Source organism: Pseudonocardia parietis (assembly GCF_017876315.1).
Classification (GTDB): domain Bacteria; phylum Actinomycetota; class Actinomycetes; order Mycobacteriales; family Pseudonocardiaceae; genus Pseudonocardia; species Pseudonocardia parietis.
In genome coordinates, this window is record NZ_JAGINU010000001.1 from 2,742,256 (window position 1) to 2,759,393 (window position 17,138).

Annotated in this window: 16 protein-coding genes; 4 read left to right on the forward strand and 12 right to left on the reverse strand. The window is 72.1% G+C overall.

Features of this window, described 5'->3' with window-relative positions:
• The first annotated feature begins 86 nt into the window (after nucleotides 1-86).
• Nucleotides 87-1,391, forward strand: coding sequence for an MFS transporter (locus tag JOF36_RS12990; RefSeq protein WP_210027020.1), 1,305 nt, complete (start codon nucleotides 87-89; stop codon nucleotides 1,389-1,391).
• 111 nt (nucleotides 1,392-1,502) lie between these two features.
• Here JOF36_RS12990 and JOF36_RS40075 read toward each other — a convergent pair whose 3' ends face one another.
• The 3 genes from JOF36_RS40075 to JOF36_RS13000 are packed head-to-tail and all read right to left on the reverse strand — an operon-like array spanning nucleotide 1,503 to nucleotide 2,919.
• Complete coding sequence (locus JOF36_RS40075; RefSeq protein ID WP_307862351.1) at nucleotides 1,503-1,874, reverse strand: response regulator transcription factor; 372 nt, start codon at nucleotides 1,872-1,874, stop codon at nucleotides 1,503-1,505.
• Nucleotides 1,871-2,224 (reverse strand): response regulator transcription factor, encoded by a 354-nt coding sequence (locus JOF36_RS38910; protein ID WP_245350813.1) that lies wholly within the window; start codon nucleotides 2,222-2,224, stop codon nucleotides 1,871-1,873. Before JOF36_RS38910 ends, JOF36_RS40075 begins: the two co-directional genes overlap by 4 nt.
• A gap of 56 nt (nucleotides 2,225-2,280) precedes the next feature.
• Nucleotides 2,281-2,919, reverse strand: coding sequence for a TetR/AcrR family transcriptional regulator (locus JOF36_RS13000; protein ID WP_210027023.1), 639 nt, complete (start codon nucleotides 2,917-2,919; stop codon nucleotides 2,281-2,283).
• Nucleotides 2,920-3,049: 130 nt separating this feature from the next.
• On the opposite strand from JOF36_RS13000, the gene JOF36_RS13005 reads away from it, so the two are divergent.
• A complete protein-coding gene (locus JOF36_RS13005; RefSeq protein ID WP_210027025.1) occupies nucleotides 3,050-4,249 on the forward strand; it encodes a serine hydrolase domain-containing protein in 1,200 nt (399 codons plus the stop codon).
• 54 nt (nucleotides 4,250-4,303) lie between these two features.
• A complete protein-coding gene (locus tag JOF36_RS13010; protein ID WP_210027027.1) occupies nucleotides 4,304-5,470 on the forward strand; it encodes an LLM class flavin-dependent oxidoreductase in 1,167 nt (388 codons plus the stop codon).
• 48 nt (nucleotides 5,471-5,518) lie between these two features.
• Here the strand turns inward: JOF36_RS13010 and JOF36_RS13015 are convergent, their stop codons facing one another.
• From JOF36_RS13015 to JOF36_RS13055, 9 genes are all read right to left on the reverse strand, one after another.
• Complete coding sequence (locus tag JOF36_RS13015) at nucleotides 5,519-6,415, reverse strand: enoyl-CoA hydratase (protein ID WP_210027028.1); 897 nt, start codon at nucleotides 6,413-6,415, stop codon at nucleotides 5,519-5,521.
• Nucleotides 6,412-7,173 carry an SDR family NAD(P)-dependent oxidoreductase gene (locus tag JOF36_RS13020; protein ID WP_210027029.1) on the reverse strand — a complete coding sequence of 254 codons (762 nt, stop codon included), beginning with the start codon at nucleotides 7,171-7,173 and terminating at the stop codon, nucleotides 6,412-6,414. Before JOF36_RS13020 ends, JOF36_RS13015 begins: the two co-directional genes overlap by 4 nt.
• Nucleotides 7,170-8,741: a class I adenylate-forming enzyme family protein gene (locus tag JOF36_RS13025; protein ID WP_210027030.1), complete on the reverse strand. Its 1,572-nt coding sequence runs from the start codon at nucleotides 8,739-8,741 to the stop codon at nucleotides 7,170-7,172. The genes JOF36_RS13020 and JOF36_RS13025 overlap by 4 nt, the downstream gene beginning before the upstream one ends.
• Nucleotides 8,742-8,751: 10 nt before the next feature.
• Nucleotides 8,752-9,660, reverse strand: coding sequence for an SMP-30/gluconolactonase/LRE family protein (locus tag JOF36_RS13030; RefSeq protein WP_210027031.1), 909 nt, complete (start codon nucleotides 9,658-9,660; stop codon nucleotides 8,752-8,754).
• 56 nt (nucleotides 9,661-9,716) lie between these two features.
• Entirely contained in the window at nucleotides 9,717-10,880 is a 1,164-nt protein-coding gene (locus JOF36_RS13035) for an acyl-CoA dehydrogenase family protein (protein WP_210027032.1), read from the reverse strand.
• A gap of 67 nt (nucleotides 10,881-10,947) precedes the next feature.
• A complete protein-coding gene (locus JOF36_RS13040) occupies nucleotides 10,948-11,607 on the reverse strand; it encodes a TetR/AcrR family transcriptional regulator (RefSeq protein ID WP_210027033.1) in 660 nt (219 codons plus the stop codon).
• 69 nt (nucleotides 11,608-11,676) lie between these two features.
• Nucleotides 11,677-12,576: an NADP-dependent oxidoreductase gene (locus JOF36_RS13045; RefSeq protein WP_210027034.1), complete on the reverse strand. Its 900-nt coding sequence runs from the start codon at nucleotides 12,574-12,576 to the stop codon at nucleotides 11,677-11,679.
• 264 nt (nucleotides 12,577-12,840) lie between these two features.
• On the reverse strand, nucleotides 12,841-13,989 hold the full coding sequence (locus JOF36_RS13050) for a thermonuclease family protein (RefSeq protein ID WP_210027035.1): 1,149 nt from the start codon (nucleotides 13,987-13,989) through the stop codon (nucleotides 12,841-12,843).
• 142 nt (nucleotides 13,990-14,131) lie between these two features.
• A complete protein-coding gene (locus JOF36_RS13055) occupies nucleotides 14,132-15,361 on the reverse strand; it encodes a cytochrome P450 family protein (protein ID WP_210027036.1) in 1,230 nt (409 codons plus the stop codon).
• Between the two features lie 281 nt (nucleotides 15,362-15,642).
• On the opposite strand from JOF36_RS13055, the gene JOF36_RS13060 reads away from it, so the two are divergent.
• Nucleotides 15,643-17,127: a glycosyltransferase family 39 protein gene (locus JOF36_RS13060; protein WP_307862352.1), complete on the forward strand. Its 1,485-nt coding sequence runs from the start codon at nucleotides 15,643-15,645 to the stop codon at nucleotides 17,125-17,127.
• Nucleotides 17,128-17,138: the final 11 nt, after the last annotated feature.

Here is a 17,138-nt window from a genome sequence, read left to right on the forward strand (position 1 = left end):
ATGCGAGCGAATTACGGTGCATTCCGGGTCACCATCGACATGATCACGTATCCCGCACTGCCGACGACGCCGGTTCAGGAGCACCCGTGACGCTGTCCCATTCCGCCAGAACCCGCTGGGTGATCGCCCTACTGATGCTGTTCACCGCGATCAATTTCGCGGACAAGTCGATCATCGGACTGGTCGCCGCGCCGATGATGGCGGACCTCGGCCTCACGGTCACCGAGTACGGCGCGATCTCGAGCGCCTTCTACCTGCTGTTCAGCATCTCCGCGGTGGTCTTCGGATTCCTCGGCAACCGGGTGCCGGGGCGGTGGCTGCTGGTCGGCCTTGCCGTCGTCTGGTCGGTGGCGCAGCTTCCGGTGGCGATCCCGGCGGCCGGTTTCGGCGTGCTGCTGGCGACCCGGATCCTGCTCGGCGCCGGCGAGGGGCCCGGTGTCCCGCTGGGGATGCACGTGGCCTTCACCTGGGTCGCGGAACACAAACGGGCGTTCACCGCGGCCCTGCTGACCGTCGGTTCCGGGCTCGGCGTGATCGTCGGAGCGCCGTTGCTGAATGCGCTGATCGAGGTCGCGGGATGGCGTTCTCCGTTCCTCGTCCTGGGGGTCACCGGACTGATCTGGGTGGTCGCCTGGCTGCTCATCGGTGGCGACGGGCCGTACTCGGTCGCCTCGCCGGCAGCGGACGCCGCGGTCGCCGCCGAACCGCGCATCCCGTACCGCAGGCTGCTCACGACGGGCACCTGGCTGGGCACCCTGTTCTCCGGCTTCGCGGTCTACTGGGGACTGGTGCTCGGCATCTCCTACCTGCCGCTCTACCTCACCGAGGTCGCCGGCTACAGCCGCAGCAGCATCGGTTTCCTGGCCAGCCTGCCCGCCTACGTCAGCATCGTGTTCATGCTGGGCGGCGGCGCGCTGGCCGGGCGCCTGCTGCGACGGGGGACGTCCCGCCGGCTGGCGCAGGGCGTACTCGGCGGCGTGTTCGCGCTGGTCTCCGGCCTCAGCATGATCCTGCTGACCCGGGTCGACGGCGGCGCCACGATGCTGATCCTGCCGTTGATCGCGCTGGGATTCGGGATCGGGAACGCCCAGACCCCGCTGTCCCAGGCGGCCGTCGCGGACACCGTGCCGGCCCGCCAGCGCGGCGCGGCACTCGGCGTCTGGTACGCCGTGGTGTCGATCGCCAGCATCATCGCCCCGGTGCTGAGCGGGGCGATCGTGGACGCCGCCGGGGACCGGGCGACCGGGTTCGGCATCGTCTTCGATCTGGCCGGGGTGCTCGCGGTGCTGGGTGGGCTGGTCGCGATGGTGACGGTCCGGCCGGACCGGGACGCCGCCCGGCTGGGTCTGGGCGGGGCCGAGACGAGCCGGGCGGCCGCCGGCCGCGCCTGACCGCCGTGGCTGCTGACCCTCGCAGCCGGCTTCATACCCGTTCGCCCTGCCGCACACCCGCTGCAACAGGTGTGTGGGGCCGCGAAGGGGTGTGAAGCCCTGGTGACCTCGTCACGGGATCACGTTGCGCTCCCGGGCCACCTGCACTGCGGCATGCCGGGTGTGGGCGTCGAGCTTCGCCATGGCAGAACGCAGGTAGCTCTTGACGGTCTCGGGTGAGATCCCGAGGTGGTCGGCGGTGTCACGGTTGCGGCCGCCGATCGCCGTCAACGCGAGGACATCCACTTCACGGGCCGTGAGGACCTCTGTTCCCGCCTCGGGAGTACGGGCACAGGCCAGGGCCAGGACGCTCGAGACGAGCGGACCGAGCCGTTCGGGCCTGCTCGTCGCGTGCCGGGCGCCGGCCCTCCGGAGCAGGGCGAACAGCCGGCGCAGTTCCTCGTGCCGGGCACTCGTGAGCTCGGCGCCGTCGGAGTTCGTCACTGCAGCAACCCGCGGGACCGGGCGATGCTCACCGCGGCGTGCCGGCTCCGGGCGCCGAGTCGTTGCATCGCCTTCCGCAGATGTGCCTTCACCGCGTCGGGCGTCGTGTCGAGCAGGCTCGCGACGACCTCGTTGGTGCATCCGCCGGCGACCAGCGCGAGCACGTCGAGCTCGCGCGGGGTCAGCGTGCTCGAACCGGGACCCGGTACCGCCGCGGCGAGCCGGTCACAGCACGCCAGGAGCTCCGCGCGCAGGCACGGATCCTGCACGGTCGTCGCGAACACGCGAACGTCCGACAGCAGGGTGGCGAGTCGACCGTCGAGGAGCGGACCGAGCGTCGAAGATGTCATCGCAACCCCCACCCCACCGTGGTCGCGATCACAGTACGAATCTCGCTAGGCAGGTGTCAATCGAACGGTGCGGAGCCCCCTGCGCCCGCGCGCAGCGCACCGCTCCACAGGTCCAGCAGGACGTCGAGTGCCAGTTCCCGCTTCACGTGCCAGTGCCCGTCGACCCACAGCAGTGCGAAGTGACTGAGCTGGAGGATGAGCAGCTCCAGGCGCAGGCGCGCGAGCTCACGCTCGGTGCCGGACCAGCGCCCCAGGTAGGTCGGCATGCATGCGGCGCAGCGGTCGAGCACCTGCGCCGTCTGCAGCTCGGCGTGGTCGGAGTCCGCCGCAGCGGCCTCGTCGGCGAACTTGAGCAGGTCGCGGTGGCGTTCGAAGAACCCCAACGCATCGTCGAGCCAGGCGCGGAGATCACCGTTCGCCTGCGCCAACAGCGCGTCGAGACGCCGGTAGTACTCGAAGGTCTCGGTCAGCACGACGTCCTCGTAGACCTCGGCGACGATCCGGGCCTTCCCGTCGTAGTGCAGGTAGAAGGTGGCCCGGCTCGCGCCGACCGCCGTGGTGATGTCGTCGACCGTCGTGGGGCCGTACCCCTTGACGGCGAACAGATCCAGCGCCGCGGCACGGAGGTTCCGCCGGGTCCGTTCCTTCTGCTCGACCCGTTTGGACGGCTTCCGTGAGCCGGTCTCCTGGTCCACGCGGCGAGTGTAGGGGCCGAATGGGGTAAGCAGCGCCGACGACGGCGTGGTCGCTCACTTTCGGGGGTGCCTCGCCCGACCGCCCGCTGCTTAACGTTCATCGTCCCCGGTCCGTGCGCGAAGGAGCGACATGACGGAAGCACTACGGCTCGACGGCACGGTGGCCTCCGGCTTCGAGGAACTACGGGACGAGTTCGAACGGAACTTCACCGAGCGCGGTGACGTTGGTGCGGCGCTGGCGGTCTACGTCGACGGAGTTCCGGTCGTCGACCTGTGGGGCGGCGTCGCCGATCCGGTGACGGGACGGCCGTGGCAGCCCGACACCCCGGGGCTGGTCTACTCGGTGACCAAGGGTGCCACCGCGGTCCTGGTCAACCGCCTCGCCGAGCGTGGCCTGCTCGACCTCGACGGTCCCGTCGCCGCGTACTGGCCAGAGTTCGGTGCCGCCGGAAAGGACCGGATCACGGTCGCGCAGCTGCTGAGCCACCAGGCGGGCCTCCCGGTGCCGGCCGTCCCGCTGAGCCGGGCCGAGCTGATCGCCGGCGAGCCCGTGGTCGCGGCACTGGCGGCGCAGGAGCCGCTGTGGGAGCCGGGGACGCGTCACGGGTACCACGCGCTGACCTTCGGCTGGTTGACCGGAGAGCTGGTACGCCGCGTCACCGGACGTTCGCTGGGCTCGCTGTTCGCCGAGGACATCGCGCGGCCACTCGGACTCGACTTCCACATCGGACTCCCGCGCGACCGGGCGTCCGAGGTGGCGCCGTTGATCGACGGAGTGCCCGATCCGGCTGCTCTGGACGCGATCGACGACCCGGCGGCCAGGGAACTCGTGCTGCGGATCGTCGCCGCGATGTCGGACCCGACGTCGTTGTTCGCCAGGACGCTGTCGACCAACGGCGTGCTCCCGACTCCGCATGCCGCGACCTGGAACGACCCCGACATCTACGCGATGGAGCAGCCCGCGGCCAACGGCATCACCGACGCCCGTTCGCTCGCACGGCTGTACGCGGCCTGCGTGAGCGAGGTGGACGGCACCCGGATCCTCTCGGAGCAGGCGGTACAGCGTGCCCGCACGGAGCAGGTGCGCGGGCCGGACGACGTGCTCATCGGCGAGAGCCGGTTCGGGATCGGCTTCCAGCTCTCCACGCCCGGTGCTCCGCTGCTGGGCGAGGGCTCCTTCGGGCACGCCGGTGCCGGCGGCGCGCTGGGGTTCGGCGACGTCACCTCGCGGGTCGGGTTCGGCTACGTCCAGAACCAGCTCGGGGCCTCGCTCGTCGGTGAACCCCGTACGGCGGCCCTGATCGCGGCGCTCGGCCGGGCGCTGGCCTGATCCGCCGCCCGGACGACGTGGTCCGGGCAACAACCCCTACAGGGAGGCACGACCGTGCGAGTGGGAATGACGATGTTCTTCCAGAACTACGCGGACTGGGACCGTTACGAGGCGAGGGAACGCGGCCAGACCGACGAGATGCTCGACCCCCGGTCGGACAGCACCCGGTACGAGGAGGAGCTCGAGGTCGCCCTGGCCGCCGAGGACCAGGGCTGGGACTCGCTGTGGACCGTCGAGCACCACGTCAGCCCGTACACGATGATCCCCAACCCCGTGCAGCTGTTGTCGTTCGTCGCCGGAGCCACCTCGCGGATCGACGTCGGGACGATGGTCGTCGTCCTGCCGTGGCACCACCCGCTGCGGGTGGCCGAGGACATCACATCCCTGCAGTACCACCTGCGCGGCCGGACGCCGTACATCGGCTTCGGTCGCGGCGCCGCCCGGCGGGAGTTCCGCCAGCTCGGGCTGGAGATGGGGGAGTCGCGCGCCCGGTTCGACGAGGCGATCCAGGTCATCAAGCTCGCGCTGACCCAGGAGTCGTTCAGCTTCCACGGTGAGCACTACCGGTTCGACGACGTCACCATGCGACCGCGTCCGCGCGACCCCCAGGCGTTGATCGACAACTTCCACTTCTCCTGGGGCAGCCCGTCGTCGGCCCCGATCGGAGCCAAGTTCGGCCTCAAGCCGCTGATCATCCCGCAGCGCCCCTGGGACGACTACCACGCCGAGCTCGAGGAGTTCGGCAGGGCGCGTGCGGCGGCCGGGTTCGCCCCCGCGCGTCCGCGGATCCACATGAACGTGTTCTGCGGCGAGACGGAGCAGGAGGCCGAGGAGGGGGCGCGCCGGTACATTCCCCAGTACGCCGACAGCGCGCGGCGTAACTACGAGCTCGACGGCGACCACTTCGCCCAGGTCAAGGGCTACGAGCACTACGCCGAGACCAAGGCGGCGATGGACGCGGCTGGCGGAGCGGCGAAGGCCATGGGCGACGCCTATCTCGCCAACCACGTCTGGGGCACCCCGGAGCAGTGCGTGCAGAAGATGACCCGGATCGCCGAGGCCTTCCGCGCCGAGGAGTTCATGCTCGTCATGCGTTACGGCGACATGCCCCGGGACGTCGCGGCCAGGAGTACCGACCTCTTCGCTCGTGAGGTCATGCCGGTGATCCAGGCGCTGCCGGTGCAGGAGCCCCTCACCTACGGGGCGGCTGTCGGGGTCTGACGGTGCCGGGTCCACCGGTGGCGGTCGTTCACCGGTGGACCCCACGCGTCAGCGGGGTACCTCTGAGGATCTCAGGGCAGGGCGGTCCGAAGGCGGCGGGTCGCTCTTCGCCGGGCCTCGCGCCTCCTGCCGGATGACGTTGCGGCCCCGGGGGTCGACCATGCCGCCGTGCAGCAGCCGGTTGTGGTTGTGCGCCAGCTGATGGAGCCCGAAGGCCGCCTCGACCGCCGCGCGCTGGCCCTGCAGGTCGAGGCCGTGGTTGACCGCACGCTTGGCCAGCCGGACCCCGAACGGCGGGCGGGCGGCGATGCGGCGGGCGATGCGCAGGGTGGTGGCTTCGAGCTGGTCGTCGGGTACGACCTGGTTGACCATCCCGATGTCCCTCGCCTCGTGCGCGGTGATGGGCTCGCCGGTGAACAGCATCTCCTTGGCGCGGCGCGCACCCAGCTCCCAGAGGTGGGTGAAGTACTCCGCGCCGTTCATATCGAACGCGACGACGGGATCGACGAAGCTGGCGTTCTCGGCGGCCACGATGAGGTCGCACGGCCAGACCAGCATCAACCCGCCACCGATCACCCGGCCGCGGACCTCGGCGATTGTCGGGCGGGGCATGTCCCGCCAGCGCAGGCACAGCCCGGTGAACAGCTCCTCCTCGGTGGCGAACCAGCCCTCCGCGCCGGGGGCGTCGAACCCGCCGGTGAGGGTCCGCGGCCGGGCGTCGTCCATCGTCCAGTCGGTGTCGAGGTCGTGACCGGCGGAGAAGTCCGGCCCGTCCGCCGCCAGAATGATCACGCGGACGTCCTCGTCGCGCACCGCCCGCTGGTAGGCGTCGTCGAGGGCGAGCAGGAGGTCGCGGTCCTGGGCGTTGCGCTTCTCCGGGCGGGCCAGGACCACCCGGGCGATCGCGGGCTCCGGTTGTTCGTAACGAACGGTCTCGGTCGTCATGCGCGCAGCGTCGCTCCGTTGTCGAGTACGTAGGTCTGCCCGGTGGTCAGCGACGCCTCGTCGCTGACCAGGTGGGCGGCCACGGCCGCGATCTCGTCGGGCTCGCCCCACCGCCCCTGCCGGGCGGTCACGTAGCCGTCCGGGTCGGTGCCGAGCGCGTCGACCAGGAACGGGGCACTCGCCTCGGCGGCCCGGGTCCGGACGAGCCCCGGGACGATGGCGTTGACCCGGATCCCGTCCTCCCGCAGCTCCAATGCCGCGGACCGGGTCAGGGACTCCACCGCGGCCTTCGACGCCGAGTACGCGGAGATCCCCGGCGAGGCGCAGCGGCCGGCGACCGACGAGGTGTTGAGGATCGCGCCGCCGCCCCGTTCGCGCAGGGCGGGCACGGCGGCCCGAATGCCGTTGAGCACGCCCCCCACGTTGACGGCGAACACCCGGTCCCAGTCGGCCCGGTCCATCTCGAGGATCCGGCCGCCGGCACCGGCCGCGGCATTGTTGAAGATGATGTCCAGCCCACCGAAGGCGGCGACCGCGCGGTCCACCGCCGCGGCGACATCGTCCTCGGCGGCGACGTCGCAGCGGACGGCGACGGCGGCCGGGCCGAGTTCACCGGCCAGCGTGGTCAGCCCGCGTTCGGAGACGTCGGCCAGCACCACCCGGGCGCCCTCGGCGAGGAACCGGCGGGCGGCCGCCGCGCCGATGCCGTGCGCGGCGCCTGTCACGATCGCGACCTTGCCCTGTAGTCGCAGGCTCATCCGGCCTCCACCTGTTCCGGCCGCTCCGTCGCCGCGGCAAGGCGGCTGCGCACCTCGCGCCGCAGCACCTTGCCGATCGGCGAGCGCGGCAGCTCCGCCACGAAGTGCACGGCGGTCAGCTTCCGGACCGGCCCGACCTTCTCCCGGCTCCAGGCGACGAGCTCGGCCTCGCTCACCTGCTCGCCCTTCTGCAGCACGACCGCGGCCTGCGGGGTCTCGCCCCACTTCGGGTCCGCGACGCCGACCACGGCGACCTCGAAGACGGCCGGGTGCGCGGCGAGCACGTCCTCCAGCTCGGTCGGCCAGATGTTGTAGCCACCGGAGATGATCATGTCCTCCTTGCGGTCGCTGAGATAGAGGAAGCCGTCTTCGGACAGCCGGCCCATGTCCCGGGTGCGCAGCCAGCCGTCCGGCGTGATCCGCTCGGCGGTGGCCTCCGGGGCGCCCCACAGCTCGCGCATCATCCCCGGGGTACGGCCGGCGATCTCGCCGATCTCACCGGTGGGCAGCCGGTTGCCGTCGTCGTCGAGGATCGCGACGTCGGCATTGGGGCTCGGGCGGCCGGCCGAACGCAGCCACCGCCGCTGTTCCTCGGTGCCGTCGACGACGTGGTGCTCGGGGGTCAGGACGCTCAACGGGAGCCCCTCGCTCTGCCCGTAGATCTGGTACATGATGTTGCCCCACACCTCGATCACCGCGGCGAGCGTGGCCGCCGGCGCGGGCGCGGTCCCGTAGATCACCGCCCGCAGGCTGCTCAGGTCACGGGTCCGGGAGTCCGGGTGCTGCGTGACCAGCTGCATGATTGTCGGCACCGTCATCGCGACGGTGATCCGCTCGGTCTCCATCAGCTCCAGGTACCGCGCCGTGTCGAAGGGCGGCATGACCACCGACGCCGCGCCCGCCGCGACCAGCGGCCAGATGAACATCCCGGCGGCGTGGCTGAGCGGCGCGGGAGCGAGGTAGCGGTCGCGCTCGGTGAACCGCGGGACGATGAGCGCGATCTCGTTGCCCATGTCCGTCCAGCCCCGGACGGTGTGCAGGATGCCCTTGGGCCGGCCGGTGGTGCCCGCGGAGAAGCGGATGATGTGCGGGTCGTCCTCCGCGACGGGCAGCTGCGGGTCCTCGGCCGCCGCGGCGGCGAGGGCGGCCTCGTAGCCGGTGGCGCCCGTGACGGGAGCGTCCCCGGTGACGAGGACCGTGGTCAACCCGGGCAGGGCGGCGAGCATCTCCCGCACGGCCGGGTAGTGCTCCTGCTGCACGATCAACGCTCGCGCGCCGACCAGGTCGAGCAGGTAGCGGTGGCGGTCGGGGGTGTCGTGCCCGTAGAGCGCGCACCGCACGTACCCGCCGACGGCGAGCCCGGCGATCTGCTCCAGGCTCTCGAACGCGTTGTCGCCCAGCATCGCCACCCGGTCGCCGGGCCGCACGCCTGCGGCGCGCAACGCGTTCGCCAGCCGGATCGCCCGGTCCAGCAGCTCGGAGTAGGTCTGCCGCCTGCCCTCGCAGACGTAGGCGGTGTTGCGCCCGTACAGCCGGGCGCTCTTGCGCAGCAGGTTCGCCGGGTCCATGACCGCTCCGCTACGGCAGGCCCGCGCCGTGCGGCACGTCCACGCGGGTGGTCTTCAGAGTGGCCTTGTCGGTGTCGATGCCCTGCGCCGCGGCGAAGAAGTCCGACACCGCGCACAGCAGCAGGGTGCGTCCGTCGTCCCCGCCGAGGGCGCAGGCGTACACCCCGTTGCCGTCGGGATCGGCGATCTCCTCGGTGACGGCGCCGGTCCGGTCGATCCGCACCACCCGTTGGTGACCCGCGTCGGCGACCCACAGGGCGTCCTCGGCGTCGATCGCGCACCCGTCCGGGATCAGCGCGAGCGCGGCCATGACCTCGGGCAACGGACCCAGCTCCGGCGGCTCCCCGAGCTGGGCGAACAGCCGTCGGTCGCTCAACCCGCCGTCGTCGCCGATGGTGAACGCGGTCAGCCGGCCGGCGAACGACTCCGCGACGATCAGGGTCCGGCCGTCGCCGGTGATGACCATCCCGTTGGGACACACCACGTCCTCGGCCGCCACGTGCACCGAGCCGTCCGGGTCGACGCGGTAGACCGCACCGGGCCGCGGGGGGTCACCCGCGGCGACCGCGAAGCCGATCGTGCCGGTGTAGGCCTGCCCGGCGGCGTTCACCACCAGGTCGTTGATCTCGTGCTCGCATACCCCAGACAGGTCGGCGTGCACCGTCACCTGCCCGTCGGGGGAGCGGCGCAGCAGCGTGCGGTCGTGCATCGAGACGACCAGCAGCGAGCCGTCGGGCAGCCACGCGAGCCCGGACGGGTTGCCCTCGACGTGCATGACCTCGGTCCGCACACCGGCACCGTCGTAGCTGCAGACCTTCCCGGCGTAGATGTCGGAGACCCACCACCGGCCGTCGTGCCAGCGCGGGGCCTCGAAATAGTGTCCGCCGGATGCCAGCAGGGTGACCGACCTCGTCGTCATGACACGCCTTCCTGTTCTCGTCGAATGATGTGACTGCCGGCAGCGGTACGGCGGCGTCAGAGCCCGTAGGAGCTGCCGATGATTTCTCGCTGGATCTCGCTCGTTCCCGCGAACACGGTGGCGACGACGTTCTGGCGCAGGTGACGCTCCATGTCGTACGCCAGGGTGTATCCCGCGGCGCCCATCATCTGCATTCCTTCCAGGGCCGCCTGTTTCGCGATCTCGGTGGCTTTCAGCTTGGTCATGGACGCAGCCCGGGGGAGCTGCCGGTCCGGGTCCTCGTCGACCCGCCGGGCTACGTCGTGGACCAGCAGCGACGTGCACTCCAGCTCGGTGGCGAGATCCGCGAGCCGGTGCTTGAGCGCCTGGAACGAGCCGACCGGGCGACCGAACTGCTCCCGGTGACGCACGTAGTCGAGGGTGTCGTCGAATGCCCGGCGGGCATTACCCAGAAATGTCGCCGCACACACCAGGCGTTCGAAGTTCAGACCGGCCGTCAACTGCTGCCAGCCCTGGTTCTCGACGCCGACGACGGAATCGTGCGGCAGCCGGACATCGGTGAGGAAGACGTCGTTGACCTCGCGTCCGCCGAGGGTGTCGATCGGGCGAATGTCGATTCCCGGGGTGTCGCGCGGAACCTCGAACATGGTGATCCCGGCGTGCTTGCGGGCAGTGGGATCGGTGCGGCAGACGAGCAGGATCCGCTCGGCGTACGGCGCGCAGGAGATCCATGTCTTCTGCCCGTTGACGACGAAACCGTCCGGGGTCCGCTGGGCCGCGCACCGCAGCGAGCCGACGTCGGACCCGGCCTCCGGCTCGCTCATGGCGACCGCGGAGACCTCCCCGCGGCTCACGCTGCCGACGATCTCGCGGCGCTGCCGCTCGGTGCCGAAGCGCAGGGCGGTCCGGCCGACGATCATCGAGATGCCCAGCCCGAAGACCGGGACCTGCCCGTAGGCCAGCTCCTCGAGCAGGACGCAGGCGTCGGCGACCCCGCCGCCGCCACCGCCGTACTCCTCCGGGAAGGCGACCCCGCACCATCCCGCGGCGCCGAGCTTGCGGCTGATCTCGAGGTTGTGCGCTGTGCGGCCCCCGTCGGTCAGTGCGTCGCGCTGCTCCCGGGTGCCGCACTCGCGCGCGACGAAGTCGCGGACCGCCCGGGTGAACGCCTGCCTGCCCGACTCGTCGATGAAGCTCGACACCCGCTCACCCCTCTCCATCCGGCCTGCTCCGGCCGAGAGAAGTAAAAAACATCCCAGAATGGATGTCAATGGAGAGATGTGGTGGTCACCCGCCGGTTCGTCCGATGGCGTCCCCGGTGTCCCGGAGCATGGTGAGCGCCGCCTGCTCGAGGACCCGCAGCTGGCGGCGCTCCCGCTCGGGGCTGGAGCTCAGCGAGGCCTGGAACGCCATACCGCGCATGACGTTGATGACGTGATCACCGACCTCGTTCAGCCGCTCGGCGGAGCGCGTGCCGTCGTCGAACGCCGTGGTGGTGATGCTGCGGATCCGGCGCCCGATCTCCCGCTCGGTCTCGATGAGCAGGTCCCGGAGCTCCTCGTCGATGCGGGCGGCGAGGTGGAGCTCGGTCGCCGCTGTGAACAGGTCCGACTGGAACGAGCGCCACAACGCCTCGAGCGTCGCCCGGATGCCGTTGTCGGACGCCTGCTCCAGCTCGGCCACCGTGATCGCCATCAGCTTGTCGTGCAGGTGCAGCAGGGCTTCGGCCATCATCTCGGCCTTGTTCGTCCAGTGGTGCTTCTGGGCGCCGCGGGTCAGGCCCGACAGCTCGGCGATCCGCTCCGAGGTCGCGCCCCGGTATCCGTGGCGGACGATGGCGGCGATCGTCGCGTCGAGTACGGCCGAGCGGGTTGTCGCGCGACGCTCGGCATTCGAGCGACGTGGCCGGCCGCGTGCGGCGGTCGTCGCTCGCCCATCCTCGTTCATGGAACGAGCCTAGGCAGACGGTGGCGACCCGACTCCGTCGGCGGGTCGTGTCCGCTCCCCGTGACCTCGTTACGGAACGAGCACGATCTTCCCGGTGGCGTGCCCGCCCTCGACCAGGGCCAGCGCCGCCCCGGCCTGTTCGAGCGGACGCACCTCGCTCACCATCGGGTCGAGGCCGCCGTCGGCGATCGACCGGGCGAGCTCGGCCAGCACCGCCGTGCTCCGGTCGCGGGTGACCTCGTTCCCGCCGAGTTCCTTGACCAAGGTCTTGTCGGCGACCGAGTACAGCGCCCCGGCCGGTACGAGGCCGGCGACGGCCCGGAGCGCCTCCCCGCCGACGAGATCGAGTGCGCCGTCGATCCCGCCGGGTGCGGCGGCCCGGATCCGGTCGAGCACGCCGTCGCCGTACGCGACCGGGGTCGCGCCGAGCCTGCCGAGGAGTTCGTGCTTGGCGGGACTCGCGGTACCGACGACGTGGAGACCGCGCAGCCGGGCGAGCTGCACCAGCGGCAGACCGACTCCGCCCCCGGCGCCGTTCACCAGCAGCGTGCTGCCGCGCTCGAGCTGCAGGTTCTCCAGCGTGTCGTAGGCGGTGCCGGCGGCGACCGGCAGCACCGCGGCTTGTTCCGGGCCGACCCCGTCCGGCCGGTGCGCCGCGAACGACGCCGTGATGAGTGCCCTCGGCGCCCAGCCGCCGAGCATGCCGGGGCAGCCGCCGAACACCTCGTCGCCGGGAGCGAATCCGGTGACACCGTCGCTGACCGCGAGGACGGTGCCTGCCACCTCTCGGCCGAGAACGGCGGGGCCGTCGACGCCGTAGGAGCCGTTGCGCACTCTCCAGTCGCCCGGGTTGACCCCGGCGGCGCGCACCCGCACCAGGAGCTCACCCGGTCCGGGCTCCGGCTCGGGGACGTCGACGAAGGCCTCCTGCTCCGGGCCGCCCGCCCGGAGGAACCCGTAACCGCGCATGCCCCGTCCTCGATCGTCCGCAGTCTCCGCCGCCACGCTACGCCCGCCGGTCGCCCAGGTCGCCGCGGCGCTCGATGAGCTCGCCCTGGCCCACCGGAGCACCGATGACCTGCGGTGATCGTCCGATCAGTGCCGATCGGTGCCATCCGTGGCACCGATCGGCATCGATCTGATGATCTCTCTCTGGTGGCCCCGTCGCCCCGGTCGCCCCCGTCGCCGCGGTCTGCCGGTCGAGATGGTGGCTTCAGCGCGCGGGCCGTGTCGTCAGTTGGCCTCGCAGCCGAGGTTGTCGGGGTCGTCGTTGTCCAGCCGGTGCGGATCGGACCCGATCACGGTGTAGGGCCCGCCGGACAGGTCGCCGCAGTCGAGGTCCGTCGCCGAGATCGGCACGCACGGCGAGTAGTTGGCGTCGCATCCGCTCCCCGCGCTGCTCGCAGCCGGCGAGGAGGCCGCCGCGGCGGGCGCGGTCACCGCGGGCGGCGCCGCCGCGAGCCTGCGCTGCTCCTCCTCACGGGCCGCCTGCTCGTCAGCGGCCTGCTGCTCGGCTGCGGCCTGTTGCGCGGCCCGGTCCGCCTCCTGCTGGGCGATCCGATCCCGTTCGGCCTGCTCCGCGGCCAGGCGGATGCGCTCCCGCGCCCCGTCGGCCAGCTCCGTCCAGCGGGTGTGCAGTGCGTCCGCATCGGTCTGCGCGGTGACGACGGCGTCGGTGAGCCGGCGGTCGTCGGCGGGGGACAGCGCCGCCCACACCGCGCCGTGGCGGGGGCCGGTGAACGCCGACCGCAGCGCACCGATCTCGTCGATCAGTGCCCGGGCCCGCTGTGCGGCGCGGTCGAGGCCGGCCGGGTCGGACGGCGGGGACTGCACCTCGCGCTGCATGTCCGCGACCGCCGAGGTCGCCTCATCGACTCGTGCCGGGAGCGTGCAGGCGACCGTGCCGGCGTAGAGCCCACGCGCGCCGGTCCGCGCCTCCTCCTGCGCGTCGAGGACGTCGTCGTAGAACCGGTCGTTGGGTTCGAACAGCACCGCGGTGCCCAGCCCTTCCCGGGCCAGCTCCGCGTTGACCAGCGTTCCTGCACCGTCGTACACCCCGGCGAGGGTGCGGCCGTGGGGGTCGATCCGCTCCTCGTCGTAGCTGAGCGAGACCGTGCTGCCGACCGGGATCAGCTGGGCGAGCCGGGCCGCGGCCTCCGGGCCGAGACACTCGACGTCGGCGTTCGGGTCCTTCGTCTCCGGGGTGTCGATGTTGAGCAGCCGGATCCGCGTGGAGCGGCCGTCGACGGTCGCGTCGAACGTGTCACCGTCGACGATGTGGGTGACGACGGCGCCGTCGGTCGAGGCCGCTGTCGCGACGACCCCGGCGCCGACGGCCACACTCGTGACCGCGACGACACCGACGATGAGCTTTCCGATCACGAGAACGGTCCCCCGTAGGCCACGGGCCTACCGATGGCCCACTACTGCCTGCATCGGGTGCCCGGCAGACCCCGTTAGCGACCGGGTGACCGCACCGCCGGGAGATCATCATTTCTGCTGACGACGGTGTGCACCGCCGGCGTCACGAGACCCGGACCGGCAGCTCGGCCAGCCGGTAGAACCCGAGCTGTGACGGCTCCGCGGCCTCCTCGGCGAGACGCAGGTCGCCGAACCTCTCGACCAGTGCCCGCAGCGCGACCTCGGTCTCCTGCCGGGCGAGTGCCGCTCCCAGACAGTAGTGCGCGCCCTGCCCGAACCCGACGTGCCCGTCCCCGCGACCACCGTCCCGGCGGACGTCGAGCTCGTCGGGTCCGTCATAGACCCGCGGGTCGAAGTTCGCGGGCAGGAGACCGGCCAGCACCGTGGAACCCTCCGGGATCGTGGCGCCCCCGATCTCCACGTCCGCTGCGGCGTAGCGGGGTATGCCCGTCGGCACCGGGCCGCAGGTGCGCACCAGCTCGTGCACCGCCCGCGGCCACAGCCCCGGGTCCGCCCGCAGCGCCGCGAGCTGGTCCGGCCGGGTCAGCAGCGCGAGCGTCGCCTTGGAGAGCAGGTGCGCGGTTGTCTCGAAACCGGCGATGACCAGGTCGAACACCATCGTGACCAGCTCGCGCTCGGTCAGCCGGTCGCCGTCGTCCTCGTGCACGCCGACCAGCGCCGTGAGGAGGTCGTCGGCCGGTTCGGCGCGGCGTGCCTCGACCAGCTCCGCGACCTGGGCGACCACCTCGCGCGCGACCTCGGGCATCCGCTCCGGATCATGCGCCATGAAGAGCCGGCCGAGCTCCTGCCACGGGGCCCGCCGACCCTCGGGCACCCCTACCAGCTCACAGATCACGGCGATCGGCAGCGGGTAGGCGAACACGCTCACCAGGTCGACGGTGCGGCCGCCGGCCCCGGCCGCGGCGACGTCGTCGAGCAGCCGGTCGGTGAGCGCCTCCACGCGGGGCCGCAGCGCGCTCACCCGCCGCACGGTGAAGGCACGCGACACGAGCGTGCGCAGTCTGCTGTGGTCGGCGCCGTCGCGGGTGAGCAGGCCGCGACCGAGGTAGGCGAGGTCCTCGGGCATCCCGACCAGCTCGAACACGGCCGGCAGGCTGTTCACCGCGGACGGGACCGTTGCGGGGTCGCACCGGAACCGCGGGTCGGTCAGCATCGTGCGGACGTCCTCCTGCCGCGTGACCATGAGCGAGGATCCCGAGCCGAGCCCGGGGACGTCCACCACGGCAGCGTGCTCCCGGAGCTGGCCGAACTCGGTGACCGGGCAGCCGGGGGCTTCCGGCTCCGTCGTGTCCGCCGCGGCCTCTGCGTCCATTGTGTGTCCTCTCAGCTCGTCCGATGTGCTGCGACCGACCGGCGCCGGGCCCTGCTCGCGCATTCATGACACCCACCAGTCCAGACCGTGCCGTCGCGGCACGGTCAAGGGCCGTTCGAGTGGTGCGGGTCATGGCCGTGGGCTCTTGAGTGTGCCGCGACGGCACAGCTTCTCCTGGAGCCGGCAGCCCCGAGCACGAGAGGACCGGCATGGCACCCACACCCGGAACCCGGCCCCGGGGTTCGTCGCGGAGGTGGTCGCCGTGGCGGCCGGCGAGGTCGGTGGCCGATCCGGGGGAGCGCGACCCGGAACCCGTGGCCCGGTTCGCCGCGGTCCCGGTCGGGGTCGTCGCCGGGGCCGTCGCCGTCGCCCACCTGGTCCTCGCCGCCGTACCCCGCCGCTGGTTCGACGAGGACCTGATGCTGGCCATCGGCCGGCACCACCTGGATTGGGGCTCGGTCGACCAGCCACCGCTGACGCCGTTGCTGGCCCGCCTTGCCGATACGGTCGCACCCGGATCGCAGTTCGTGCTCGCGGTGCCCGCAGTGGTCGCGACCGCCGCCGCGGTGCTGCTGGTCGCGCTCATGGCCCGGGAGCTCGGTGGGGACGCCCGGGCCCAGACGCTGGCCGCACTCGGGCAGGGGACCTGCGTCGCCGCCGCGCAGTTCGGGCACTGGCTGACCCCGTACAGCCTCGAACCCGCGTTGTGGGCGGTGATCTTCTGGCTGCTGCTGCGCTGGATCCGGGTCCGTGACGACCGGCTGCTGCTCGTGCTCGGGGTGGTCGTCGGTGTCACCGCGCAGACGAGGTTCGCGGTACTGGCGCTGGCGGTCGTCGTGGTCGGCGCGGTCGCGTGGGCGGGCCCGCGTGAGCTGCTCCGCAGACCCGCGTTCTGGGCGGGAGCGCTCATCGCGCTGCTGATCACCGCCCCGACGCTCCTGTGGCAGGCCGGCCACGGCTGGCCGCAGCTCGCGATGGCGGGGGTGGTGTCGGCCGAGAACACGGCGATCTACGGCAGCCCCCTGGTCGTCGTGCTGCACGGGCTGGCGGTGACCGGCCCGCTGACGCTCGGGCTGGCCGTCTGCGGGCTGGTCGCGATGGCGCGCGAGCCGCGGTGGCGCGACCACCGCTTCCTCGCGGCGGTGTACGTGGTCATGTTCGTGGTGGTCGCGTTCAGCGCGGGCCGCCACTACTACCTGACACCGCTCTACGGCGTCCTCGTCGCGGTCGGGGCCGTGGCGATGCAGCACCGCCGGGAGGCGGGACGGACGCGGGACGCGTGGCCGGTCGTCACGCTCGGCGCGGCACTGGCGGTGGTCGGTCTCGCGTCGTCGGTCGTGCTGGCCTCGACGGCCTTCGCCGAACCGATGGTGGCCGCGACCGCCCGCGCCTACCGGGCCCTGCCGCCCGAGCAGCAGGACCGGACCGCGCTCGGGGCCACCCCGTACGTCTACGCGGCCTACCTCGACGCCGCCGACCCGCAGTCGGAGCTGCCGCCGGTGACCGGTACGAACCGCGCCTACGGCTGGTTCGCGCCACCCCCGGAGCACCAGGACCGGATGCTGTTCGTCGGTGATCCCGAGCGGCTGCGACCGTGGTTCACCGACGTCCGTCCGATCACGACGGTCGAGGCGAAGACTCCACTGGGGACCTACGGGGGACTGGTGCCCGAGACGACCACGGTCTGGATGCTCGACGGGCGCACCGCGCCGTGGACGGTGATCCGGCCGGCGTTGCGCGACCTCACCTTGCCGCCGGTCCGGTGACCCGCGGTTCG